The following is a 23836-nucleotide window of genomic DNA, read 5'->3' as shown; positions in this document are numbered from 1 at the left end:
ACATCAGCTCATGATTCTGGCCTTTGGCCCAGAAGCGCTGATTCAGGCGAAACTAACCTGCTCCCTCGATATACGTTCATGGTAGACATCCCCATATTCGGTGGTTGTCCATTCATGGGCATAGGATTCACGCAACGAGAGCAGCCTGTCCGGGCTCTGAACGCATCCAAGATGGCGTTTCCGTCTCGCCTCCTGTCCATCACGGCGCATATCGCCCGGCTTTCAAGAGCAACGTCTGAACACACCGATGAATCTTACCGAACTCAAGCAAAAGCCCGTGCCGGAGCTCCTGGAAATTGCCCGCGACATGGGCATCGACAATCTGGCACGCTCCCGTAAGCAGGACATCATTTTTGCCATTCTCAAGAAGCACGCCAAGAGTGGCGAGGCCATCTACGGAGATGGTGTGCTGGAGATCCTGCAAGACGGGTTCGGCTTCCTGCGTAGTGCCGACAGTTCCTATCTGGCCGGCCCCGATGATATCTACGTCTCGCCTTCCCAGATTCGGCGTTTCAATCTGCGCAAGGGCGACTCCATTTCCGGCAAGATTCGTCCGCCCAAGGAAGGGGAGCGTTACTTTGCGTTGTTGAAGGTCAGCCAGATCAACTTCGACAAGCCGGAGAACGCCAAGCACAAGATCCTCTTCGAGAACCTCACGCCGCTGTTCCCCCAGGAACGGCTGCGCATGGAGATCGGCAACGGCTCCACCGAGGATCTGACGGCGCGCATCATTGACCTGACCTCGCCCATCGGCAAGGGGCAGCGTGGTCTGCTGGTGTCGCCGCCCAAGGCGGGCAAGACTCTGATGCTGCAGAACATCGCCACGTCCATCACCCGCAACAACCCCGAGTGCCACATGATCGTGCTGTTGATCGATGAGCGCCCGGAGGAAGTGACCGAAATGTCGCGTACGGTGCGTGGCGAGGTTGTGGCCTCGACCTTCGACGAGCCGCCCGCGCGTCACGTGCAGGTCGCCGAGATGGTTATCGAGAAGGCCAAGCGCCTGGTCGAGCACAAGAAGGATGTCGTGATCCTGCTCGACTCCATCACGCGCCTGGCCCGGGCTTACAACACCGTGGTGCCGTCCTCGGGCAAGGTGTTGACCGGTGGTGTCGATGCCCATGCCCTGGAGAAGCCCAAGCGCTTCTTCGGCGCGGCGCGCAACATCGAGGAAGGCGGCAGCCTGACCATCATCGCCACGGCGCTGGTCGATACCGGCTCCAAGATGGACGAGGTGATCTTCGAGGAATTCAAGGGCACCGGTAACATGGAAGCCCACCTGGATCGTAAGCTGGCCGAGAAGCGTGTCTATCCGGCGCTCAACATCCGTCGTTCCGGGACACGCCGCGAGGATCTCCTCGCCTCCGAGGAGGAGATGCAGCGCATGTGGATCCTGCGCAAGCTGCTCAATCCCATGGAAGACGTGGCGGCCACCGAGTTCCTGATCGATCGCTTGAAGGATACGAAGACTAACCTGGAGTTCTTCGAGGCCATGAAGCGGCGCTGATTCTGGCCTGCTGCGCTCGACGATACGGCGTTGAAAGCCTTGTCTGGCGAGCAGCGCTAGCCTGGAACTGGCAAGGCCGGGCGAAGTAAGGAGGGGCGGCATGATATGCTGCCCCTCTTGCTTTTTGTCGTTCAGGAAACGGGAAGGCCGCATGAAGTACAAGGACCTGCGCGAATTTATCGCGGCGCTGGAGCAGCAGGGCGAACTGCAACGCGTGACCGCCGAGGTGGATCCCTATCTCGAGATCACCGAGATCTGCGACCGCACCCTGCGGGCCGGCGGGCCGGCGCTGCTGTTCGAGAACGTCAAGGGGCACGACATGCCGCTGCTCGGCAACCTGTTCGGCACGCCGAAGCGAGTGGCCATGGGTATGGGGCAGGAGTCGGTGGCAGCGCTTGGCGAGGTGGGCGAGTTGCTGGCCTTCCTCAAGGAGCCCGAGCCGCCCAAGGGCTTTCGCGATGCGCTGGACAAGTTGCCGGTCTTCAAGCAGGTCATGCGCATGGGGCCCAAGACGGTACGCAAGGCACCGGTGCAGGAGCTGGTCTATGAAGGCGACGAGGTCGATCTCGATCGTCTGCCCATCCAGCATTGCTGGCCAGGCGATGCCGCACCGCTGATCACCTGGCCCCTGGTGGTAACCCGAGGGCCGCACAAGTCCCGCCAGAATCTGGGTATCTATCGCCAGCAGAAGCTCTCGCGCAACCGCCTGATCATGCGCTGGCTGTCCCACCGGGGCGGCGCGCTGGACTATCAGGAGTGGTGCGAGGCGCATCCCGGCGAGCCTTTTCCGGTAGCGGTGGCGCTGGGCGCCGACCCGGCGACCATCCTCGGCGCCGTGACGCCGGTGCCCGATACCCTGTCCGAGTATGCCTTTGCCGGCCTGTTGCGTGGTTCGCGCACCGAGCTGGTCAAGTGCGGCCATTCCGAGCTTGAGGTGCCCGCCTCGGCGGAGATCATCCTCGAGGGCGTCATCCATCCCGGCGACACGGCGCCGGAAGGCCCCTACGGTGACCATACCGGCTACTACAACGAGGTAGAGGAGTTTCCGGTCTTTACCGTGACGCGCATGACCATGCGCAAGGGGGCGATCTACCACTCTACCTATACCGGACGCCCCCCCGACGAGCCGGCGGTGCTTGGGCTGGCGCTCAATGAAGTGTTCGTGCCCATCCTGCGCAAGCAGTTTCCGGAGATCGTCGACTTCTATCTGCCGCCCGAGGGGTGTTCCTACCGCATGGCGGTGGTGACCATGAAGAAGCGCTACCCGGGCCATGCCAAGCGGGTGATGATGGGCGTGTGGAGCTTTCTGCGCCAGTTCATGTACACCAAGTTCGTGGTGGTGCTCGATGATGATGTGAACGCCCGGGACTGGAAGGATGTCATCTGGGCCATCACCACGCGCATGGATCCGGCCCGAGACACCGTGATGGTCGAGAATACGCCGATCGACTATCTGGATTTCGCCTCCCCGGTCGCGGGTCTCGGCTCCAAGATGGGGTTGGACGCCACCAACAAGTGGCCAGGCGAGACCGAGCGCGAGTGGGGCAGGCCCATCGTCATGGACGAGACCGTGAAGACCAGGGTCAGCGAGCGCTGGGCAGAATTTGGCATCGAACTTTCCGACACCGACAAGAGGCATGCATGACAGCCAGGACCCTGATCTGCCGGGTGATCGAGGTCGAAGACCTCACACCCGACGTCTTCCGCGTTTATCTGGAAGGGCGCGCCGAGGCCGTGGCCCACGCGGCCGGGCAGTATCTCGAACTCAACATCGGCGACGGCGAGTGGGTGCCTTTCTCCATTGCCAATGCGCATGGCGGAGATGGTCGCATCGAGCTGCATATCCAGCATTGGCCGGAGCGCAGCAACTCCGCCAAGCTGCGTGAACTGCTGGTGGAGGCTCAGCAATTGACGCTACGCCTGCCCGGTGGCGATTGCATCCTCGATCCCGGCAGCCAGCGCCCGCTGCTGCTGGTTGCCGCCGGTACTGGCTTCGCGCAGATGAAGGCCCTTGTGGAATCGGCCCTGGCCGATGACCCCGAGCGTCATATTGATCTATGGTGGGCCGCCAAGGAGCGGCGCGACCTCTATCTGGAACGCTTGCCCCGCGAGTGGGCCGAGCAGCACCCCAATGTCCACTTCCACGGTGTCAGCGAAGCCGGCGTGGAGGAGGGTTTCGACGCCGAGCGGGTGAGCGGCCATCATGGGCGCGTGGACGAGGTGCTAGCCGAGCAGCTCTCCGATGTCTCCGCCCATGATGTCTATCTGTCCGGTTCGCCGGGCATGGTCTATGCCTGTGTCGATGTCCTGGCCTCGCTTGGACTGGTGCCGTCGCGGGTGTTCTCCGATGTCTTCGCCTATGCGCCCCGTGAGCCGTTGGTGCCGACCGTGGGGAGCCTGGTCAGGGAGAGGCAGGCATGAGTGCATCGCCGATCCTGATCACCGGGGGCGCGCAGCGTCTTGGTCGGCATTGTGCCGAGCGATTGTGTGACGACGGACACCCGGTGATCATCAGCTATCGTCGCGAACGCCCGGCGTTGGAGGGGTTGCGGGCACGCGGCATCGTCACCCTGCAAGCCGATTTCGGTGACCAGGCGGGCATTCGCGATTTCATTGCGCGGTTGCGGGAAACCACTCCGTCGCTGCGGGCCATCGTCCACAATGCCAGCGACTGGCTGCCCGACGCCGAGGGTGACGAGGCCGCTGACAACTTCGAGCACCTGTTCCGGGTGCACATGCTGGCGCCCTACATGATCAACCTCGAGGCGCGTGAGTTGCTTGAGGCTTGTGGCGAGCCATTGCGTGACATCGTGCACATGACCGACTACGTGGCGAGCCGAGGCTCGCGCAAGCATATTGCCTATGCGGCCTCCAAGGCGGGCCTGGAGAATCTGACGTTGTCCTTCGCCGCCCGTTACGCACCCGCCATCCAGGTCAACACCATCGCACCGGCCATGATCATGCTCGGTGAGAACGACGACGAGGCCTACGCCGAGAAGGCCAGGGCCAAGTCGGCGCTGGCTACGATACCCGGCCCCGGGGTGATCTACGAAAGCCTGCGTTACCTGCTCGACAATCGTTATGTGACAGGAACGACGCTGCCGGTGGATGGCGGCCGGCACCTGCGCTGAGGCATCTGTATTGAGAGGGTGTTTGCCAATTTCGGCGCTTCGACATCGAACACTTGTCATCGGCGCCGCGACACGGCAGGATGTCGAGGAGACTTCAGGAGACGACCATGCACACGAACCGTTGCCCCCAACAGCCACTTCCCGCCCCGCAGGCGGCGTGTGGCTGTGAGCAGCGCTTCGAGAGTCGTTGGCCCGGCTACCGCTATTGGTTTAGCGACGGCGTGCCGGCGGCCGTGTCCTGACGCCACTTCAGCGAAGGACACGACCGCGAGGCACGCCCCATCAAGGGTTGCCTCCATCAACGAAACCCCCGGACGGCAACCCCGCTCGGGGGTTTCGCGTTTTGTCCCCATGCTTTCATCGAGGAGAACGACCATGACCGTCAACCATCGCTTTTACGCCGACCGCCGTATCCTGGGACGGGACTATTACGGCTATGGCTGGCGATTTAGCGTTGCGCGGTCGGGCCTGGATGCCACCTCCGACCGTGAGCTTGCCGGTGGCGCGGTAACCGCCAATCGATGTTCACGCTCACGGAGTTGAAGCCCATGAATGCCCCCGTTTCCTCGCTTTCCCAACATGCGGCCCTGGCCGCCCGAGACGACGACACTACTATCCTGCCTACTCCAGAAGCGCTGCGTCGCGATGTTTCGCTGGCTGCCCCGCTTGCCGGTCGTATTCACCAACAGCGCCAGGCCATACGCGATATCCTTGCCGGTCGCGATGATCGTCTGCTGGTAGTCGTCGGCCCCTGCTCGATCCACGATCCCGACGCCGCTCTCGACTATGCTCGTCGCCTGGCCGAACTGACGCCGCACATCGAAGACCGCATCCTGCCGGTGATGCGGGTTTATGTGGAGAAGCCCCGCACCACCGTGGGCTGGAAGGGGCTGGCCTATGATCCCGATCTGAACGGCGGCGGCGACATGGCCCGGGGACTTTCGCTGTCGCGCCGGTTGATGCGTGACATCGCTGAGCTGGGACTACCGGTGGCCACCGAGCTGCTACAGCCGATGCTGGCCGCCTACCTGGACGATTTGCTGTCCTGGGTCGCCATCGGGGCACGAACCACGGAGTCCCAGCTGCATCGCGAACTGGCCAGTGGCCTTGAGGCCGTAGTGGGCTTCAAGAATGCCACCAATGGCAATCTCGGAGTTGCCCTGGACGCCATGCACGCTGCACGACATCCCCATCAGCATTTCGCCATGGCGCCGGACGGACGCCCGGTGGTGCGGGAGACGCCCGGCAACTCCCATACCCATGTGGTGCTGCGCGGCGGACACGGTGAACCCAACTATCGGGCGCCCCAGGTGGCGGCCAGCCGCCGGGCCTTGGCGGATGCGGGGCTCCCGCCGCGCCTGATGGTGGACTGCAGCCACGCCAATGCGCGCAAGGACCACCGCCGCCAGAGCGAAGTGATGCTCGACGTGCTGGGCCAACGACTGGCGGGTGATGATGCGCTGATCGGCCTGATGCTCGAGAGCCACCTTCACGAGGGCAAACAGCCGCTCGAACCCGGTCATCTGCGCTATGGTGTTTCGGTGACCGACGCCTGCATCGGCTGGGAAACAACCGAGCACCTGTTGATGACAGCAGCCGAGAAGTTGCGCTGAAGGAGGAAAAGCGCGGCGACGCCGCTAGAAGAACGAAGAACGGCACTGCGTGCCTTCAAGAGAGAAGAAAGCCCTTTGGTGCCCCAACCCTTGGGGCGAGCTTGTCTTCTCTCTTCTTCTCTTCTCTCTTCCGTCTTAAGCGCGTGCCGCGTAGGCGTAGAGCAGGGTTTCCTGGGCGCTGATCGGGGCGGCGTCGCCGGGTGTCTGTTTGACGTAGGTGCCGTCGCCCTGCAGCAGCCAGCTCTGGCAGTTGTCCACCAGGTAGGTCTCAAGGTCCTTGCGGACCCGGGCCGCCAATTTCTTGTCGAGCAGCGGGAAGCAGGTCTCCACGCGGTGGAACATGTTGCGTGCCATGAAGTCGGCGCTGGAGCCCCAGGTTTCCGGCCTGCCGTCGTTGTGGAAGTGGAACACCCGGGTGTGTTCCAGGAAGCGGCCGATGATCGAACGCACGCGGATGGATTCCGAGATGCCTGGCAAACCGGGGCGCAGGCAGCACATGCCGCGGATGATCAGGTCGCATTCCACGCCGGCCTGGGAGGCGCGGTAGAGAGCCTGGATCAGCTTGGGCTCGGTGAGTGAATTGCACTTGATGATCAGGTGGGCACGCTTGCCCTTGCGGGCGTGCGCGGCTTCGCGGTCGATCATCTCCACCAGGCGCTCGTGCAGGGTGAAGGGCGCGTGCAGCAGTTTTTCGATCTTGCGTGCCCGGCCCATGCCGGAGAGCTGTTGGAAGACCTTGTGGACATCGGCGCACAACACCGGGTTAGCGGTAAGCAGGCTGTAGTCGGTATACAGCTTGGCGGTCTTGGAGTGGTAATTACCGGTGCCGAGGTGGGCGTAGTGGCGCAGTTCGCCTCGCTCGCGACGTACGATGTGCATCATCTTGGCGTGGGTCTTGTAGGCCATCACGCCGTAGATGACGATGGCGCCGGCCTCCTGCAGGCGCGAGGCGAGGGCCAGGTTGTCGGCCTCATCGAAGCGCGCCCGCAGTTCGATCACTACGGTCACTTCCTTGCCATTGCCGGCGGCCTCCACCAGGGCGTTGACGATCGGCGAGTCGGCGCCCGTGCGGTAGAGAGTCTGCTTGATGGCCAGCACGTCCGGGTCTCGGGCGGCTTCACGCAGCAACTCCTCCACGGGGGCGAAGGACTGGAAGGGGTGGTGGAGCAGGATATCGCCCTCGGCCATGGCGTGCAGCACACTGTCGCGCTTGCTGAGTACCTTGGGTTGCCCGGGAATGAAGGTGCGGTAGAGCAGTTCGGGACGATCCACATCGCCGAGCACTGACATCATGCGGGTCAGGTTCACCGGGCCGTTGACCCGGTAGAGGTCTGCCTCGCCCAGCTCGAACTGCTTGAGCAAAAAGTCGACGAGTTCGTCGGGGCAGTTGTCGGCTACCTCGAGCCGCACACCGCTGCCGTAGCGACGTGAAAGCAGCTCGCCGCGCAGTGCCGAGGCCAGATCGGAAACGTCTTCCGGATCCACCGAGAGGTCGGCGTTGCGGGTCAAGCGGAACTGGTAGCAACCGCGCACCGACATGCCCGGGAAGACTTCTTCGGCATGGGCGTGGATCATTGACGACAAGAAGACGTATTCGGTAAAACCTTCCTCGCACAGCTCGTTGGGGAGGGCGATCACCCGGGGCAGGGAGCGCGGTGCCGGCAGGATGGCCATGCCGCCTTCGCGCCCAAAGGCGTCCTTGCCCTCCAACTCGACGATGAAGTTCAGGCTCTTGTTGACCAGCCGCGGGAATGGATGCGATGGGTCCAGTCCGATGGGGCTGACAACCGGCATGATCTCGGCCTCGAAATACTGTCGTACCCAGTCGCTCTGTGCCTCGCTCCAGTCGCCACGGCGACGAAACCGCAGCCTTTGTCGTTCCAGCTCGGGGATCAAGTGATCGTTGAGGATCCGGTACTGGCGCTCGACCTGCTCATGGGCGATCTGGGAGATTTCGCTCAGCACCGAGCGAGGTGAGCGACCATCGGCACCGGTCGTCTCGTCGCCCAGCATTATCTGGTTCTTGAGACCCGCCACGCGAATCTCGAAGAACTCGTCCAGGTTGGACGAGAAAATCAGCAGGAACATCAACCGATTGAGTAGCGGATGCGCCTCGTCCAGCGCTTGCTCGAGGACTCGAACGTTGAACTGCAGGTGCGACAGCTCGCGGTTGAAGTACAGGCCTGGGTCGGTGAGGTCGGTCTCCGGGTCCGGCATCGCCTTGGGCTTGATGCCGGTTCGGGTCTGGTTGAGTCGAGGAGCCGGTGCCTCGCCGCTCGTGGTGATCTCCAGGTCGGTCTTGGCGTTGGGGCCGTGTGATTCTTCCATGGGAGTTCCCTGCTTTCATCCATCGGCCGGCGGGGCTCCCATCCGGCGCTCAGGTTTCGTTGGAACCGCCGGCGAGCAGGCGAGCCGCTCGCTTGGCGAAATATGTCAGGATGCCGTCGGCACCGGCACGCTTGAAGCACATCAGTGACTCCAGCATGACCTTGTCGGTATCCAGCCAGCCGTTGTCGAAGGCAGCCATGTGCATGGCATATTCGCCGCTGACCTGATAGGCGAAGGTGGGCACACGGAATTCATCCTTCACGCGGCGGACCACGTCCAGATAAGGCATGCCGGGCTTGACCATCACCATGTCGGCACCTTCGGCGAGGTCGAGTGCCACTTCGTGGAGGGCCTCGTCGCCGTTGGCGGGATCCATCTGGTAAGTGGCCTTGTCGGCGCGCCCCAGATTGCCGGCCGAACCCACGGCGTCGCGGAAGGGGCCGTAGTAGCTCGAGGCGTACTTGGCGCTGTAGGCCATGATTCGCGTATTGTGCAGTTGCTCTTTTTCCAGCACCCGACGAATGGTGCCGATACGCCCATCCATCATGTCGGAAGGGGCTATGATGTCGACGCCTGCCTCGGCGTGGGACAGGGCCTGCTTGAGCAGGGTCTCCACGGTACGGTCGTTGAGCACGTAGCCGTCGGCGTCGAGAATACCGTCCTGCCCGTGACGGGTGTAAGGATCCAGGGCCACGTCGGTCATGATACCCAGCTCCGGGACGGCCCGCTTGAGCTCGCGAATGCTGCGCTGGATCAGCCCACTGGCGCTGTAGGACTCTTCGGCCAGTTCACTCTTCAATGATGGCTCCACTACCGGAAAGAGCGCCAGTACCGGAATGCCCAGGTCGCGGGCTTCCCGAGCCTCCTCGATGAGCAGGTCCAGGGATAGCCGCTCCACGCCGGGCATGGAGGGTACCGCCTCGCGCTGGCCTTCGCCGTCGAGCACGAACACCGGCCAGATCAGGTCGGCCGGCGTCAGGGAATTCTCGCGCATCATGCGGCGCGAGAATTCGTCACGGCGCATGCGGCGCATGCGCGTATCGGGAAACTGGCGTGAGGTCATGAGACTCAAGGTTACTTCTCCGGCTGGTGACCTTGGCCGCCAGGCAAAGTCTGGAAGCTCAAGATGACATTATGATGACAATACCTCGAGTATATCAGCGCGTCTCGATGTCGAAAGATGCGTCTTGTCGCACCCGTGACGACTCTCTACAGTGAAGGGCTCACATTGACTGACCCCCGTCCGGTAAACCGGTGGGAACACGCGTTCAAGGAGACGAGCATGAGCAAGCAGGTGGCGGTGATTCTGTCGGGGTGCGGGGTGCAGGACGGTTCGGAGATCTACGAAGCCACCCTGACGCTGTTGCGCCTGGATCAACTTGGCATCGGCTATCGTTGCTTCGCCCCGGACATCGATCAGCACGACGTGATCGATCATCGCAGTGGAGAGGCCCGGGACGAGGAGCGTCGCAATGTGCTCGTCGAATCGGCGCGTCTTGCCCGCGGAGATGTCGCGGCCCTCGAAGAGCTCGAGGCCGATGAGTTCGATGCCGTGATCCTGCCGGGCGGTTTCGGTGCGGCCAAGAATCTCTCCACTTTCGCCGAGGACGGTGCCGACATGGTCGTCCAGACTGGCCTGCAGGAAGCATTGGCGGGCTTCTACGAGGATCGCAAACCGATCGGTCTGATGTGCATTGCCCCGGTGATGGTGCCGCGACTGCTCGGGCCGGGTATCGCCGTGACCATCGGCCATGATCCGGGCGTGGCCGGTGCCATCAGTGCCATGGGCGGGCTGCATCGCAGCTGCGGTGTCGAAGATATCGTCGTGGATTTCGAGAATCGCGTCGTCACCACGCCGGCCTACATGCTGGCGACCCGCATCGGCGAAGCCGCCACCGGCATTTTCAAGCTGGTCGACCGTATCGACGAATTGATGGACCTGTAGCCGCGGAGCGGCTCGGGAAGAACGCGGCTACGCCGCTAAAGAAGGAAGAACGGCGCTCGGCGCCTTAGCAAAGAAAACGCTTGATACCGCGGGGGAGGGGATCCTGTCTTCCCTCTTCCCTCTTCCCTCTTCCCTCTTCCCTCTTATTCCTCGCTTTCCGCGTCGCGTTTCCGCTTGACCAGTCGGCCGAAGAGTAGCCCCACTTCGTAGAGCAGGTACATCGGTACCGCCAGCAGGCTCTGGGAGACGACGTCGGGCGGGGTCAGCAGCATGCCGATGACGAAGCAGCCGAGAATGATGTAGGGCCGCTTGCGAGACAGGCTCTCCACCGTGGTGGCGCCGGAGAGGATCAGCAGGAAGGTGGCGACGGGGATCTCGAAGGCCACGCCGAAGGCGAAGAACAGCTTGAGAACAAAGTTGAGGTATTGCTGGATGTCGGTCATCACCGCGACTTTTGCTGGCCCGGCCTGGGTGAAGAACTGGAACAGCAGCGGAAAGACCACATAGTAGGCAAAGGCGATCCCGGCGTAGAAGAGCACGATGCTGGAGGCCAGCAAGGGCAGCGCCAGATGCTTTTCGTTGTCGTACAGGCCCGGGGCGATGAAGGCCCAGGCCTGGTGCAGCACGAAGGGGACCGCGATCAGGAAGGCCACCATCAGGGTCAGCTTGAAGGGTGCCAGGAAGGGCGAGGCCACCTCGGTGGCGATCATCTGCGAGCCTTCCGGCAGCAGTGCCATCAGCGGGTCGGCAACGAAGGTGTAGATATCGTTGGCGAAGGCATAGAGCCCCAGGAAGATCACCAGGATGACCACCACGGCACGCATCAGCCGCGAACGTAGCTCAACCAGGTGCTCGATCAGCGGGGCTTGCTTTTGCTCCTGTTGGCTCATCGGGGGGTGGCGTCCTTGTCAGCATCTTGAGAGGCGGACTCGCCGAGGCGTCGTTCGGTGTCGGCAGGTTCGGTGGGTGGCTCGGTAGTCGCTTCAGGCGAGGGCTTGCGCTGGGCCGGGGCGGTGTCATCGGAGGTGCGGGTATCGTGCTCGGCGATACCTTCCACACCGCGCTTGACGCGATCGACCCCTTCGTCGAGCTTCTTCTGCTGCTCGTCGAGCTTGCGACGCAGTTCCTCTGCCTCGAGCTGGGTGGTGATTTCCCGCTGTATATCGGACACGGAGCGCTTGATGCGACCGATCCATAGGCCGACAGTGCGGACCGCCTTTGGCAGTCGCTCGGGCCCCAGTACCAGCAGGCCGACGATACCGAGGAGCAGGAGTTCGAGAAAGCCGATGTCGAACATGGCGGCTTACTTGCGCTCGTCCTGTTCCTCTGCCTTTCGCTCGGCCTTGACGTCGTAGGTCGTGCCCTCGTCGTCATGGCTGACCCGCGCCTGAGGATCGTCCTGGCCCTTGGCGTCGTCTTTTTCACCCTCGTCCATGGCTTTCTTGAAACCCTTCACGGCACCGCCCAGGTCACCGCCCACGTTGCGCAGCTTCTTGGTGCCGAAGATCAGGATGATGATGCCGAGCACGATCAGCAGTTGCCAGATACTGATACCACCTAACATGGAGACTTCCTCAGTTTTGGCTTCGGACTTGCCGAAGCGAAAGTGCGAATCGAAACGATGCCGACACGAGTCGGGGTCGATGGCGTTATCGCGCGGCCTTCTCGTCGTGTCCTGACACGCCGAAGCGGCGGGCCAATTCGTCGAGCACCTGGCGATGGTCGAGATCCAGATGCGACAGCATCACCAGGCTATGAAACCACAGGTCGGCGGTCTCGGCGACCAGCGCTTGACGCTGCTCGTCTCCTCCGTCCTCGGCGTCCTTGGCCGCCAGCAGGGTCTCGGTGGCTTCCTCGCCGACTTTCTCGAGTATCTTGTTCAAGCCCTTGTGATGCAAGGCAGCCACGTAGGAATCTTCCGGGGCCGCGTGGCGGCGCTCTTCGAGCACGTCGTGAAGGCGTTCGAGAATATCGCTCATTGTTTAAGATTCCGTTACAGGGTTGTCAGTTCCAGACCAATAACAGAGCGCCCAGCAGGGCGGCGCCGAGCACCGGCCAGGGTTGTCCGCCGGCCCATTCGGCCAACGGCTGCCAGGCCAGGGCCGCCACCACCAGCAAGACGCCCAGGCGCAATCGCCGCTGGCGGCGACTCTGCAGGTCGAGGCGGCGTCGGATGTCGTCCACCGCCTCGGACTGACGACGTTGATGCTGATGGCCGTGTTCGGCCCGGGAAAGCGCCTGGTGGGCCAGTACGGGGAGTTCCGGTAGCTGGCGGGAGAGTTCCGGGGCCTGGCGCTTGAGCGATTCCCAGAGGCCGCGGGCGCCGGCGCGTTCGCGCATCCATTGCTCCAGGAAGGGCTTGGCGGTGGCCCACAGGTCCAGGTCTGGATAGAGCTGGCGCCCCAGGCCCTCGATGTTGAGCAGGGTTTTCTGCAACAGCACCAGTTGCGGCTGGACCTCCATGTTGAAGCGCCGCGCGGTCTGGAACAGACCCAGCAGTACCTGGCCGAAGGAGATGTCCTTCAGCGGCTTCTCGAGGATCGGCTCACAGACGGTACGCACCGCGGCGGCGAACTCGTTGGCCCGGGTATCCTCGCCGACCCAGCCGGACTCGATGTGCAGGGCAGCGACTTCGTAGTAGTCCTGATGGAAGAAGGCCAGCAGGTTGCGTGCCAGGTAGTCCTGGTCTTCGCGGGTCAGGCTGCCGACGATGCCGCAGTCGATGGCGATATACTGCGGGTCCCAGGGCGTCTCGCGCGCCACGAAGATGTTGCCCGGGTGCATGTCGGCGTGGAAGAAGTTGTCGCGGAAGACCTGGGTGAAGAAGATCTCCACGCCCCGTTCGGCGAGTTTCTTGAGATCGGTGCCCTGGGCCTCGAGCGCGGCGGTATCGGCCACCGGCACACCGTGGATGCGCTCCTGGACCATGACCCGATGGCGGGTCAGGTCCCAGTGGGTCGCCGGCACGTACAGTAGCGGCGAGTTCTGGAAGTTGCGCTTGAGCTGGGAGGTATTGGCGGCTTCCTTGGTCAGATCGAGTTCATCGAACAGCGTCGATTCGTAGTCGCGTACCACCTCCACCGGTCGCAGGCGGCGTGCCTCGGGAACCCGCGCCAGGATACCGGCGAGCCGGTACAGCAGCGCCATGTCCTGGCGCATGACCCGTTCGATGCCGGGGCGGATGATCTTGACCACCACGTCCTCGCCGCTGTGCAGGGTGGCGGCGTGAACCTGGGCGATGGAGGCCGAGGCCAGCGGCGCCACGGCGAAGCGGGCGAAGGCGTCGTCGAGCGACATGCCAAGTTCCTGCTCCACCAGTGCGCTGGCTTGCTCGCCGGGGAAGGGCGGCACCTGGTCCTGGAGGCGCTTGAGTTCGTCGGCGATATCCGGTGGCAGCAGGTCGCGGCGCGTCGACAGCATCTGGCCGAACTTGACAAAGATCGGGCCGAGGGTCTCCAGAGCCAGGCGCAGGCGCTCGCCGCGGCAGCGTGAACCGATGGGAATCAGGCGTAGCGGCGACAGCAAGAAGAGCATGCGCAGCCACCAGGGCATGCGTGCCAACGGCAACAGGGTATCCAGCCGGTAGCGGCTGATGACCCAGATGATGCGCAGCAGGCGCGGGGTCATGCCGAGGCCTCCGGGGCGGTCAGTCGGCGGCGTAACCGCTCGAGACGCGCTTCCAGGCGGTCGGTGGCGAGCTCGAGTTCGGTGAGGTGGTCGCGCATCACCTCGAACTGATGCTGCCCCGGTAGTAGCCGGGCCTCTTCGAAGACATATTCGGCCACGTCGGCGCGCAGTTCGCGCTGGGTGCGCAGGCCCCAGCGACCGACATTGCGCATGCCTTCGGCCAGGCTATGGGCGGGCACGTCGCCAAGCCAGCGCGCCAGTTCGCCTTCCCAGTCCAGATCCAGGTCCAGCAACAGGTCGCGGACTTCTTCCAGCAGGTGGACGCGCCCCCTGACGGACAGCTTGCCCTGGAACATCAGGCGCTCGATGGAGGCGCCGCCCAGCAGTTCGCCGAGCGTTTCAGCGTCGAGCTCGACGGTGACGTCGAAGGCCCCCTCATCGAGGTCATCGGGGCGCAGCAGATCGATGCCCTCGGGGTGGAAGTGGGCGCTGAGTGCCAGGGGCGGTTGCTCCAGGCGCAGCAGGATGTGTTTCCCGGCCAGGCGCGCCAGCCGTGACGGCGCGGCGGGATCGCGGGCGAGCAGGGCATTGAGGGTACGTTCGAGGCCGGCCAGCAGCAGGGTCGATGTCATCTCGGCCTCACAGTTTGATGCCGCGATGCAGGGCGACGATGCCGCCGGTGAGATTGGTGTACTCGACGCGCTCCAGACCGGCGGTTTCCATCATTCCCTTGAGAGTCTCCTGATCGGGGTGCATGCGAATCGACTCGGCCAGATAGCGGTAGCTGTCGGCGTCGCCGGCGACGCATTCGCCCATGCGGGGCAGCAGGCGGAAAGAATATTCGTCGTAGGCACGGTTGAGCAGGGCGCTGCGCGGTTTGGAGAACTCCAGGACCAGCAGGCGGCCACCGGGCTTGAGCACTCGCGTCATGGAGCGCAGGGCGGCGTTCTGGTCGGTGACGTTGCGCAGGCCGAAGGCAATGGTGATGCAGTCGAAGCTGTTGTCGGGGAAAGGCAGGGTCTCGGCGTTGGCCTGTACGTACTCGACATTGCCGCCCACGCCCCGGTCGAGCAGCTTGTCGCGGCCGACCCGCAGCATGGATTCGTTGATGTCGGCCAGTACCACGCGGCCGCGCGGGCCGACCAGACGCGAGAACTTGAAGGTCAGATCGCCCGTGCCGCCGGCGATGTCGAGCACGCTGTGGCCGGGCCGCACGCCGGCGCGTTCGATGGTCAGGCGCTTCCAGACCCGGTGAATGCCGAAGGACATCAGGTCGTTCATCACATCGTAGCGGGAGGCCACCGAGTGAAAGACGTCCGCCACGCGGGAGGCCTTCTCCGTGACCGGGACTTCCTGATAGCCGAAATGCGTGGTGTGCTTGTCGCTGGTCATGCGAGGGGCTCCCGAATCAGCTGCACTGAAGGAGGCGAGGCCAGGCCTCGCTCGATGGGGCGACATTGTAGCGCCCCGTGACCGTCCTTGTCTTGACGCGGACGTCACTTGCCTCGCAGGGAAATTGTCTCCCCTATAATTGTTTGATCTCGATGCCCAACGGCTCCCGCGAAGCACCGGCCTCTTCCAGGCGCTTCAGGTAGTCAGCCCAGTTGGTCTCGCGGTGCTGGATGAGATCATGCAGGTAATCCCAGCTGTATAGCCCGCTGTCGTGGCCATCGTCGAAGTGCAGCTTGATCGCGTAGCGGCCGACTCGCGAGATATTGGCCAGCCCGACGTCCTTCTTGCCGACCTGCAGGGTGGCGGACTCGGGGCCGCCATGGCCACGTACCTCGGCGGATGGCGAGAAGACGCGCAAGTATTCCACCGACAGCCGGAAACTGACGTCATCTTCATAGATCAGCTCCAGCTCGCGGGCCTGCTTGTGGTAGTGAACCTGAATGGGGATCGGAGCGGACATGGGCACCTCTGGTGAGACGCAAGAGAGAAGATGGAAGAAGGAAGGCGTTATGCTGCCGCCCCTGCGTCGATCAAGGGCCTTCTTCCTTCTTCCAGGCGCGAAGCGCCGTTCGTCCTTCTTACAGCGGCGCAGCCGCGTCTTAGAGAATATACCGCGACAGGTCTTCGTCCATCGCCAGCTCGCCGAGCTGGGAGTCGACGTAGGCGGCGTCGATGGTCAGTGTCTCACCGAGGTCGGAGCCCTTGAAAGAGGCGTCTTCGAGCAGCCGTTCCATCACCGTGTGCAGGCGGCGGGCGCCGATGTTTTCGGTGCCTTCGTTGACCTTCCAGGCGATCTCGGCGATGCGTTCGATGCCGTCGTCAGTAAACTCTACCTTGAGGTCTTCGGTAGCGAGCAGAGCCGCGTACTGACGGGTCAGGGCCGCGGAGGGTTCGGTGAGGATGCGCTTGAAGTCGTCTGGCGTCAGGGCGTTGAGCTCGACGCGGATCGGCAGGCGGCCCTGGAGTTCGGGGATCAGGTCCGACGGGCGCGACAGGTGGAAGGCGCCGGAGGCGATGAACAGGATGTGGTCGGTCTTCACCATGCCATGCTTGGTAGACACGCTGGAGCCTTCGATCAGCGGCAGCAGGTCGCGCTGCACGCCCTCGCGGGAGACCTCGCCACCGCTGGACTGGCCGCTGCCCTTGGCCACTTTGTCGAGCTCGTCGAGGAAGACGATGCCGTGCTGTTCGACGGCTTCGATGGCGCGCTGCTTGATGTCGTCCTCATTGACCAGCTTGGCGGCTTCCTCGTCGCGCAGCAGGGCGAAGGCGTCCTTGACCGCCACCCGGCGGGTTTCGGTCTTCTGCTTGCCCATGTTGGAGAACAGGCTCTGCAGCTGGCTGGTCATTTCTTCCATGCCCGGCGGGGTCATGATATCGACGCCCTGGCTCTGGGGCGTAACTTGGATATCGATCTCCTTGTCGTCGAGCTGGCCTTCACGGAGCTTCTTGCGGAAGGTCTGACGGGTGACGTTGTCGGTGCGTGGCTGGTCTTCCTGGCCGCGTGGCGGCGGCAGCAGAGCGTCGAGAATGCGATCCTCGGCGGCATCCTCGGCGCGATGGCGCACCTCGTCCTTGGCCTGTTCGCGGACCAGCTTGATGGCGGCTTCGGTGAGATCGCGAATGATCGATTCCACATCGCGGCCCACATAGCCCACCTCGGTGAACTTGGTTGCCTCGATCTTGATGAAGGGGGCGCCGGAGAGCTTGGCCAGACGGCGGGCGATCTCGGTCTTGCCCACACCGGTAGGACCGATCATCAGGATGTTCTTGGGCGTGACTTCCTGACGGAGTTCTTCGTCGAGCTGCATGCGCCGCCAGCGATTGCGCAGGGCGCTGGCCACGGCACGCTTGGCGTCCTGCTGGCCGATGATGTACTGGTCCAGGGCGTGGACGATTTCGCGGGGGGTCATCTGAGTCATGATCAGAGCTCTTCCAACGTGACGTGGTGGTTGGTGAACACGCAGATGTCGCCGGCGATCTCCAGCGATTTCTCGGTGATCTCACGGGCCGACAGCTCGGTGTTTTCGAGCAGGGCGCGAGCCGAGGCCAGGGCGTAGTTGCCGCCCGAGCCGATGGCAATGATGCCACGCTCCGGCTCGACCACATCGCCGTTGCCGGTGATGATCAGCGAGGCGTGCTTGTCGGCCACCGCCAGCAGCGCTTCAAGGCGACGCAGGGCGCGGTCGGTTCGCCAGTCCTTGGCCAGTTCCACGGCAGACTTGACCAGGTTGCCCTGGTACTTCTCGAGCTGGGCTTCGAAGCGCTCGAACAGGGTGAAGGCATCGGCGGTGCCGCCGGCGAAACCGGCGAGTACCTGACCGCGGTAGAGGCGACGCACCTTGCTGGCGTTGCCTTTCATCACGGTATTGCCCAGTGATACCTGACCATCGCCGGCCAGGGCCACCTGGTCGCCGCGACGCACGGAAACGATCGTGGTCATGGAGGGGACTCCTTGGGGGAGCGAGGCTCCCGATGACTTTGGAAAGGCTCCACGAAGGTCGGCGCGGATGAATCGCTGCGTTGCGCGGTGCGCGAAATCCTCACATGGCACTTGTCCATGCTTTGGTTCCAGCTCCGTGCGCCTTGCGCTTCACTCCGCTCGCCGAGTCGTGCAGCGATTCCCTTTGGGCGCCAGCTGGCTGGCGCCGTGAGAATGCGTTGTTCGAGTAGGTGTGGGCGGGGAGGGGGAAATTCAACCGCCCATGAGGGGCATGGCGGCGCAGGCCGCCGCCACTCAGTTCTGCAGTTGGATGAGCAGGGGCTCGATGCCCTGGGTGACCATCAGATCCTGGGCACGCGAGAGCTCGTTGCGGTCGGTATAGGGACCGGCCTGGACGCGATGCCAGGTGGCGCCATCACCGGTCTTGACCTCGGTGATATTGGCCAGCAGGCCGAAGTCCTTGAGGCGATTGGCGAGTTGCTTGGCATCGGCGGTCGAGCGGAAGGACGCGGCCTGCAACACGTAGCGGCCGTCGTCATCGACCTCCGGCTCTTCGGCCGGTGCCGCCGTGGATTGGGTGGTATTGGCGGCGATGACCTGGGCGATGGGGTCGTCCACTGGAGCTTCGTCGGACGACTCGTCGTCCTGCGACGTCGAGCTCGCCCGCTCCGGGCGCGAGACCGTCGAGTCGGGCATCTGGCCACCCGGCGCGACCACTTCGGATTCCGGCAGCAGGGTATAGAACTCGAAGGTCGGCATGGGCGACTCGTCCGGCTTTGCCTCCGGTTTGGCGGATGTCTCGTCCTGCGCCGTGGCGTCGGAAGACGACGATGCCACCTTGGCCCGGGGCGTGTCCGGCTCGTCCTGCCAGGGAGCGGTGCCATGTTGGTGCTGGGAGATCAGAAAGCCGGCCACCAGGCCGGCCAGCCCCCATAGCCATCCCGGTACGCCGCGGCTTGGTGCCTTGCTCTTGGAGGAACGGCGCTGGCTGGTGGCGCCACGCTTGCGGGGAGGTGCCTTCTTGTTGGTCGCCATGGCCTACATCTCCTCAGGGGCACCGACGCCCAGCAGGTCGAGACCGTTGCGCAGCACCTGGCGAGCCGCCAGGCCCAGCGCCAGGCGGGCGTTGCGTTGAGCGTCATCCTCGACCATGACCTTCACCGCGTTGTAGCAGGTATGGAACTCGGCGGCGAGGTCCTGCAGGTACTGGGCGATCTGCTGCGGTTCCCGGGCGAAGGCGGCGCGCTCGACGACCTCGGGGTAGCGCGCCAGCCGGTTGAGCAGGGCCTTTTCCTGTTCGGTATCGAGCAGGGACAGGTTGCCCATGGCCAGTGCGTGGTCGAAGGGGCGCTCATCGGCCTGGGCCTTGCGCAGCATGCTGCAGACCCGGGCATGGGCGTACTGGACGTAATAGACGGGGTTGTCGTTGGACTGGGAGCGCGCCAGGTCGATATCGAAGGTCAACTGGGAGTCGGCACGGCGCGCGGCCAGGAAGAAGCGCGTGGCGTCGCGCCCCACCTCGTCGATCAGGTCGCGCAGGGTGACGTAGCTGCCGGCACGCTTGGAGAGCTTTACCTCGACGCCGGAGCGGGTGACCAGCACCATCTGGTGCAGCACATAGTCGGGCCAGCCTTCGGGGATGCCGACGCCCAACGCCTGCAGGCCGGCACGGACCCGGGTCACCGTGGAATGGTGGTCGGCGCCCTGTTCGTTGATCACCGTGGTGAAGCCGCGCTGCCACTTGTCCAGGTGATAGGCGACGTCGGGCAGGAAATAGGTATAGTCGCCGTCGCGTTTGCGCATCACCCGGTCCTTGTCATCACCGAAGTCGGTGGTGCGCAGCCAGGTGGCGCCGTCCTGTTCGTAGGTGTGACCCTGCTCAGCCAGGCGCTCGGCGGTGCCCGCGACCTTGCCGTCGCGGTACAGCGATGACTCGAGGAAGTAGACATCGAAGGCCACGCCGAAGGCGCGCAGGTCCAGGTCCTGCTCGCGGCGCAGATAGGCCACGGCGAAGTCGCGGATGGCGTCCAGGTCGTCCGGATCGGCCTTGGCGGTGACATGGCGGTCGTCGGCATGGACGCTCTCGCCGGCTAGGTAGGCATTGGCCACGTCGGTGATGTAATCGCCCCGGTAGCCGTCGGCGGGCCAGGCATCGTCCTCGGGCGTCACGCCCTTGGCCCTGGCCTGCACCGACAGGGCCAGATTGCTGATCTGGGCGCCGGCGTCGTTGTAGTAGAACTCGCGGGTGACGTCGAAGCCCGTGGCTTCCAGCAGACGGCACAGGCAGTCGCCGATGGCGGCACCGCGACCATGGCCGACGTGCAGCGGCCCGGTAGGGTTGGCGGAGACGAATTCCACCTGAACTTTCTGCCCCTGGCCCACCAGACTGCGCCCGAAGGCATCACCGCTGTCGAGCACCTCGCGTACCACCTGGGCGGCGGCATCGGTGGCGGCGAAGAAGTTGATGAAGCCGGGGCCGGCGATCTCGACCTTGCTGACGGCTTCGCTGGCGGGCAGCGCCGCTACCAGTTTGTCGGCCAGTTCGCGCGGTTTCAGGCCGGCTGGTTTGGCCAGCATCAACGCCAGGTTGGTGGCGTAGTCGCCGTGGGCCTTGTCCTTGGCGGGATCGACCTTGATGGTCGGGGCGATCTCGGAGGGCAGTACCGCCTGGCGCTGGAGGTCTTCCAGGGCGCGCTCCAGAAGCGAGATGATGGTGTCTTTCATGGGAAAGTCTTCGATGTCCTGTGGCGCGGGCTCGTGGGGAGGCACCGAACCCATCGCCCGCATGGGCATTGAGCAGTGTCTCCCTGGCGCTCGCCCGTCAATGGGCAATTGGGCACGTATTATCGACAATTGTGCCGCGGCTTTAAACCCTAACCCGGCTTCGAGCTTCGAGCTTCGAGATGCGAGATGCGAGATGCGAGATGCGAGTAGTGGGGTAGCCTGATACTCGTCACTCGTCACTCGTCACTCGTCACTCGTCACTCGCCACTCGTCACTCGTCACTAGGCGAGGGTCTGCGGGTCGATGTCCAGCGACCAGCGTACGCGCCGTGCGGTGGGTTCGGCTTCCAGCCAGGCGATGAGCCAGGCGCCGGCTTCGTGAAGGTGACTGCGTTTGTCGGCGCCGAGCATCACCTGCATGTGGTAGCGGTTCTGGCGGCGTTCCATGGGCGCGGGGACTGGGCCGAGGCAGTCGACGTTCAGGCCGCGCTGTTCGATATGTTCGCGGGTGGCTTCGGCGACCCGCTCGCCGAGTTCGTTGACGTCGCTATCGCGTGGGCTTTCCAGGCGCAGCAGGGCTAGAAAGCGAAAGGGTGGCAGGCTGGCAGCACGCCTTTCCTCGAGCAGTTGCTCGGCCAGGGCGTCGTAGCCGCGAGCCGCCAGGAGCCTGAGGTTGGGATCGTCGGGGTGCAGGGTCTGTACCAGCACGCGACCGGGATGAGAGGAGCGACCGGCGCGGCCGGCGACCTGCTCGAGGAGCTGGGCGCTGTGCTCCAGGGCGCGAAAGTCGCTGGCGTAAAGACCGGCGTCGGCGTTGACCACGACGACCAGGTTGACGTGCGGCAGGTGGTGGCCCTTGGCCAGCATCTGGGTGCCCACCAGCAGGCAGGGCTCGCCCCGGCGCACTTCGCCGAGGGTGCGCTCCAGGGCGTCGCGTCGCCGGGTGCTGTCGCGGTCGATGCGATGCACGGGAATGTCGGGAAAGCGTTCCGCCAGGGTTTCTTCGGTGCGTTCCGTGCCGCTGCCCAGGGGGCGTAGATCGGCGCTGCCGCAATCGGGGCAGGCATCGGGCAGGCCGCGTCGGTGATCGCAGTGGTGGCAGGCCAGCAGCGGCGGCTGGCGATGCAGGGTCATGTGAGCATCGCAGTGGTTACACTCGGCCAGCCAGCCGCAGGCGTGACAGGCCAGGGTGGGAGCGAAGCCGCGGCGATTGATGAACACCAGGATCTGGTGCCCGGCATTCAGGGTCGTCTTGATGGCATCGATGACAGGGGCGATCAAGCCGCCCTGGCGGGGGCGGCCGCGCAGGTCGACCAGTTCCAGTCGGGCCGGGGCATGGCGGCTGGCGCGGCGGGTCAGGCGCAGGTGGCGGTAGTCGCCGGCCCGTGCGCGGTGCAGCGACTCCAGCGAAGGAGTGGCGCTGCCCAGCACGACCGGAATGCCATGCCGGTGGGCTCGGATTATCGCTAAGTCTCGGGCGTGATAGCGCAGCCCCTCCTGCTGCTTGAAAGAGCCGTCGTGTTCCTCGTCGACGATGATCGCGCCGGGGCGAGCCAGGGGCGTGAAGATCGCCGAGCGGGTGCCGATGACGATGGGCGCTCGGCCGTTGGCGGCGGCTTCCCAGGCATCCAGGCGTTCATGGTCGGTGAGACCGGAGTGCAATGCCACTACCGGTACCTGGAAGCGCTTGCGGAAGCGCTCCAGGGTCTGGGGCGTCAGGCCGATTTCGGGAACCAGGACCAGCGCCTGGCGTTGTCGGCCGACGACTGCCTCGATCAGTTGCAGATAAACTTCGGTCTTGCCGCTGCCCGTGACGCCGTGCAGCAGGCAAGGGTGAAAGGCGTCCAGTCCTTCGTGCAGCGCGCCCATGGCGGCCGCCTGTTCGCCGTTCAAGGGCAGGGCCGGCTCGGCGAGCGCGGGACCTTTCGGTGGGCCGCCGCCGGTCACGGGTTGTTCGTGACGTTCGATGAGCCCCTTGTTGACCAGGGCCTTGAGCTGCTCGCGAGTGAAGGACTGGGCCAGTACGGCCTGTGTGACCAGGCCGTGCGGATGCTGGCGCAGCATGGCTAGCAGGGCAGCCTGACGCGGGGCACGTTCGAGTCCTGCCGGGGCATCGGCGTGCCCTGCCTCGGTGACGTTCCAGTGCTCCCGGGTGCGTGCGGCCAGGGCGCGCCCCTGGCGGAGCAGGGCGGGCATGGCGTGATGGAGGGTGTCGCCGATGGCATGCTGGTAATAGCGGGCGGTGAAGCGGCACAGCCAGAGCCAGTCTTCGGGCAGGGGGGCGTCATCCAGGCAGGCATCGATCGGCTTGAGGTCGGCCAGTGGCAGCTCGCTCTCATCGCGGCACTCGATGATCACGCCGACCACCTGGCGCCGCCCGAAGGGCACGCGTACCCGCAGCCCCGGATGCCAGCCGTCCGAGGGTGCCGGGCCCGCGGGGCGATAGTCGAACAGCCGGCGCAATGGCGAAGGTATGGCGACCCTCAGAACACGAGGGGTGGGGCGAAGGAAATCGGGCAATTGGCCTCCGGTGCCGGCTCTGCTAGAATACTCCGCCGCCGCGTCACCTTGATGGCGCGGGCAGCCGGTTTGCACGTTCCGATAAACCGTATGCGGTGCCTGGCAGAAGATCAGGTGGCGGCATACAGCTTTGCGAGGCTCAAGATGAAACAAGGTATCCACCCGGATTACAAGACGGTCAGCGTGACCTGCTCCTGCGGCGCCGCTTTCGAAGTGGGCTCCACCGCCAATCACGAGCTGTCTCTGGACGTCTGCTCTCAGTGCCACCCCTTCTATACGGGCAAGCAGAAACAGGCCACCACCGGTGGTCGTGTCGAGCGCTTCAACAAGCGCTTCGGTGCTGCCCTCAAGCGCTGAGTCGATACCTCGCGGCCATGTGCCGGAGGAAACGAGAGGAACCCGCCCCTGGAGGCGGGTTCTTTTTTGCCTGCCAGTTTGCCTGCCAGTTGCCATGCATCAATAACGGATGCGTTATGACTGAGCTGCTTGCCATAAGATTCGACAAATAAGCGACATCGGTACTGAATTGGCTTGAAAAACTGCCTAG

24 protein-coding genes are annotated in these 23836 nt (G+C 64.2%); 9 read left to right on the top strand and 15 right to left on the bottom strand.

What is annotated here, in order from left to right; translation table 11 throughout:
• Nucleotides 1-247 precede the first annotated feature (247 nt).
• From rho to FZZ93_RS10030, 7 genes are all read left to right on the top strand, one after another.
• Nucleotides 248-1507, top strand: a complete 1260-nt coding sequence (gene rho, locus FZZ93_RS10050; RefSeq protein WP_149322192.1) for a transcription termination factor Rho — start codon at nt 248-250, stop codon at nt 1505-1507.
• A 151-nt stretch (nt 1508-1658) separates the two neighbouring features.
• Nucleotides 1659-3152 carry a 4-hydroxy-3-polyprenylbenzoate decarboxylase gene (gene ubiD, locus FZZ93_RS10045; RefSeq protein ID WP_149322191.1) on the top strand — a complete coding sequence of 498 codons (1494 nt, stop codon included), beginning with the start codon at nt 1659-1661 and terminating at the stop codon, nt 3150-3152.
• Entirely contained in the window at nt 3149-3928 is a 780-nt protein-coding gene (locus FZZ93_RS10040; protein WP_149322190.1) for an NAD(P)H-flavin reductase, read from the top strand. The genes ubiD and FZZ93_RS10040 overlap by 4 nt, the downstream gene beginning before the upstream one ends.
• The gene (folM, locus tag FZZ93_RS10035; protein WP_149322189.1) at nt 3925-4638 is read left to right on the top strand and encodes a dihydromonapterin reductase; all 714 of its coding nucleotides are present in this window, start codon (nt 3925-3927) and stop codon (nt 4636-4638) included. The genes FZZ93_RS10040 and folM overlap by 4 nt, the downstream gene beginning before the upstream one ends.
• A gap of 107 nt (nt 4639-4745) precedes the next feature.
• Nucleotides 4746-4880 (top strand): hypothetical protein, encoded by a 135-nt coding sequence (locus FZZ93_RS18620; protein WP_281290369.1) that lies wholly within the window; start codon nt 4746-4748, stop codon nt 4878-4880.
• Nucleotides 4881-5013: 133 nt separating this feature from the next.
• Entirely contained in the window at nt 5014-5181 is a 168-nt protein-coding gene (locus FZZ93_RS18340) for a hypothetical protein (RefSeq protein ID WP_187774505.1), read from the top strand.
• 5 nt (nt 5182-5186) lie between these two features.
• Nucleotides 5187-6251, top strand: coding sequence for a 3-deoxy-7-phosphoheptulonate synthase (locus FZZ93_RS10030; RefSeq protein WP_149322188.1), 1065 nt, complete (start codon nt 5187-5189; stop codon nt 6249-6251).
• A 135-nt stretch (nt 6252-6386) separates the two neighbouring features.
• Here FZZ93_RS10030 and ppk1 read toward each other — a convergent pair whose 3' ends face one another.
• The gene (gene ppk1 / locus FZZ93_RS10025; RefSeq protein WP_149322187.1) at nt 6387-8579 is read right to left on the bottom strand and encodes a polyphosphate kinase 1; all 2193 of its coding nucleotides are present in this window, start codon (nt 8577-8579) and stop codon (nt 6387-6389) included.
• 49 nt (nt 8580-8628) lie between these two features.
• Complete coding sequence (gene hemB, locus FZZ93_RS10020; protein ID WP_407650236.1) at nt 8629-9642, bottom strand: porphobilinogen synthase; 1014 nt, start codon at nt 9640-9642, stop codon at nt 8629-8631.
• A gap of 219 nt (nt 9643-9861) precedes the next feature.
• Between hemB and elbB the strand changes: the two genes are divergently transcribed.
• Nucleotides 9862-10524 (top strand): isoprenoid biosynthesis glyoxalase ElbB, encoded by a 663-nt coding sequence (gene elbB, locus FZZ93_RS10015; protein ID WP_149322185.1) that lies wholly within the window; start codon nt 9862-9864, stop codon nt 10522-10524.
• A gap of 143 nt (nt 10525-10667) precedes the next feature.
• On the opposite strand, the gene tatC is transcribed toward elbB, so the two are convergent.
• The 13 genes from tatC to FZZ93_RS09950 form a co-directional block, all read right to left on the bottom strand.
• Nucleotides 10668-11414 (bottom strand): twin-arginine translocase subunit TatC, encoded by a 747-nt coding sequence (tatC, locus tag FZZ93_RS10010; protein ID WP_149322184.1) that lies wholly within the window; start codon nt 11412-11414, stop codon nt 10668-10670.
• Nucleotides 11411-11821 (bottom strand): Sec-independent protein translocase protein TatB, encoded by a 411-nt coding sequence (gene tatB / locus FZZ93_RS10005; RefSeq protein ID WP_149322183.1) that lies wholly within the window; start codon nt 11819-11821, stop codon nt 11411-11413. Before tatB ends, tatC begins: the two co-directional genes overlap by 4 nt.
• Nucleotides 11822-11827: 6 nt before the next feature.
• Nucleotides 11828-12088, bottom strand: coding sequence for a Sec-independent protein translocase subunit TatA (gene tatA, locus FZZ93_RS10000; protein WP_149322182.1), 261 nt, complete (start codon nt 12086-12088; stop codon nt 11828-11830).
• Between the two features lie 85 nt (nt 12089-12173).
• Nucleotides 12174-12503 carry a phosphoribosyl-ATP diphosphatase gene (locus tag FZZ93_RS09995; RefSeq protein WP_149322181.1) on the bottom strand — a complete coding sequence of 110 codons (330 nt, stop codon included), beginning with the start codon at nt 12501-12503 and terminating at the stop codon, nt 12174-12176.
• A gap of 25 nt (nt 12504-12528) precedes the next feature.
• Complete coding sequence (ubiB, locus tag FZZ93_RS09990) at nt 12529-14151, bottom strand: ubiquinone biosynthesis regulatory protein kinase UbiB (protein WP_149322180.1); 1623 nt, start codon at nt 14149-14151, stop codon at nt 12529-12531.
• Nucleotides 14148-14783 (bottom strand): ubiquinone biosynthesis accessory factor UbiJ, encoded by a 636-nt coding sequence (locus FZZ93_RS09985; RefSeq protein ID WP_149322179.1) that lies wholly within the window; start codon nt 14781-14783, stop codon nt 14148-14150. Before FZZ93_RS09985 ends, ubiB begins: the two co-directional genes overlap by 4 nt.
• Nucleotides 14784-14790: 7 nt before the next feature.
• Nucleotides 14791-15543, bottom strand: a complete 753-nt coding sequence (ubiE, locus tag FZZ93_RS09980; RefSeq protein ID WP_149322178.1) for a bifunctional demethylmenaquinone methyltransferase/2-methoxy-6-polyprenyl-1,4-benzoquinol methylase UbiE — start codon at nt 15541-15543, stop codon at nt 14791-14793.
• Nucleotides 15544-15676: 133 nt separating this feature from the next.
• Complete coding sequence (locus FZZ93_RS09975) at nt 15677-16063, bottom strand: gamma-butyrobetaine hydroxylase family protein (protein ID WP_149322177.1); 387 nt, start codon at nt 16061-16063, stop codon at nt 15677-15679.
• A gap of 139 nt (nt 16064-16202) precedes the next feature.
• Nucleotides 16203-17525, bottom strand: coding sequence for an ATP-dependent protease ATPase subunit HslU (gene hslU, locus FZZ93_RS09970; RefSeq protein ID WP_149322176.1), 1323 nt, complete (start codon nt 17523-17525; stop codon nt 16203-16205).
• A 2-nt stretch (nt 17526-17527) separates the two neighbouring features.
• The gene (gene hslV / locus FZZ93_RS09965; protein ID WP_013333524.1) at nt 17528-18046 is read right to left on the bottom strand and encodes an ATP-dependent protease subunit HslV; all 519 of its coding nucleotides are present in this window, start codon (nt 18044-18046) and stop codon (nt 17528-17530) included.
• 294 nt (nt 18047-18340) lie between these two features.
• Nucleotides 18341-19081, bottom strand: a complete 741-nt coding sequence (locus FZZ93_RS09960) for an SPOR domain-containing protein (protein ID WP_149322175.1) — start codon at nt 19079-19081, stop codon at nt 18341-18343.
• A gap of 3 nt (nt 19082-19084) precedes the next feature.
• Nucleotides 19085-20770 (bottom strand): arginine--tRNA ligase, encoded by a 1686-nt coding sequence (gene argS, locus FZZ93_RS09955; protein WP_149322174.1) that lies wholly within the window; start codon nt 20768-20770, stop codon nt 19085-19087.
• A 281-nt stretch (nt 20771-21051) separates the two neighbouring features.
• Nucleotides 21052-23289: a primosomal protein N' gene (locus FZZ93_RS09950; protein WP_149322173.1), complete on the bottom strand. Its 2238-nt coding sequence runs from the start codon at nt 23287-23289 to the stop codon at nt 21052-21054.
• Between the two features lie 144 nt (nt 23290-23433).
• Here FZZ93_RS09950 and rpmE point away from each other — a divergent pair, with 144 nt between their 5' ends.
• Nucleotides 23434-23646, top strand: coding sequence for a 50S ribosomal protein L31 (gene rpmE / locus FZZ93_RS09945; RefSeq protein WP_149322172.1), 213 nt, complete (start codon nt 23434-23436; stop codon nt 23644-23646).
• Nucleotides 23647-23836 lie beyond the last annotated feature (190 nt).

The organism is Halomonas eurihalina (assembly GCF_008274785.1).
Classification (GTDB): domain Bacteria; phylum Pseudomonadota; class Gammaproteobacteria; order Pseudomonadales; family Halomonadaceae; genus Halomonas; species Halomonas eurihalina.
Note: the sequence above shows the minus strand (reverse complement) of the source record. Positions and strands in the feature narration are given on the sequence as shown.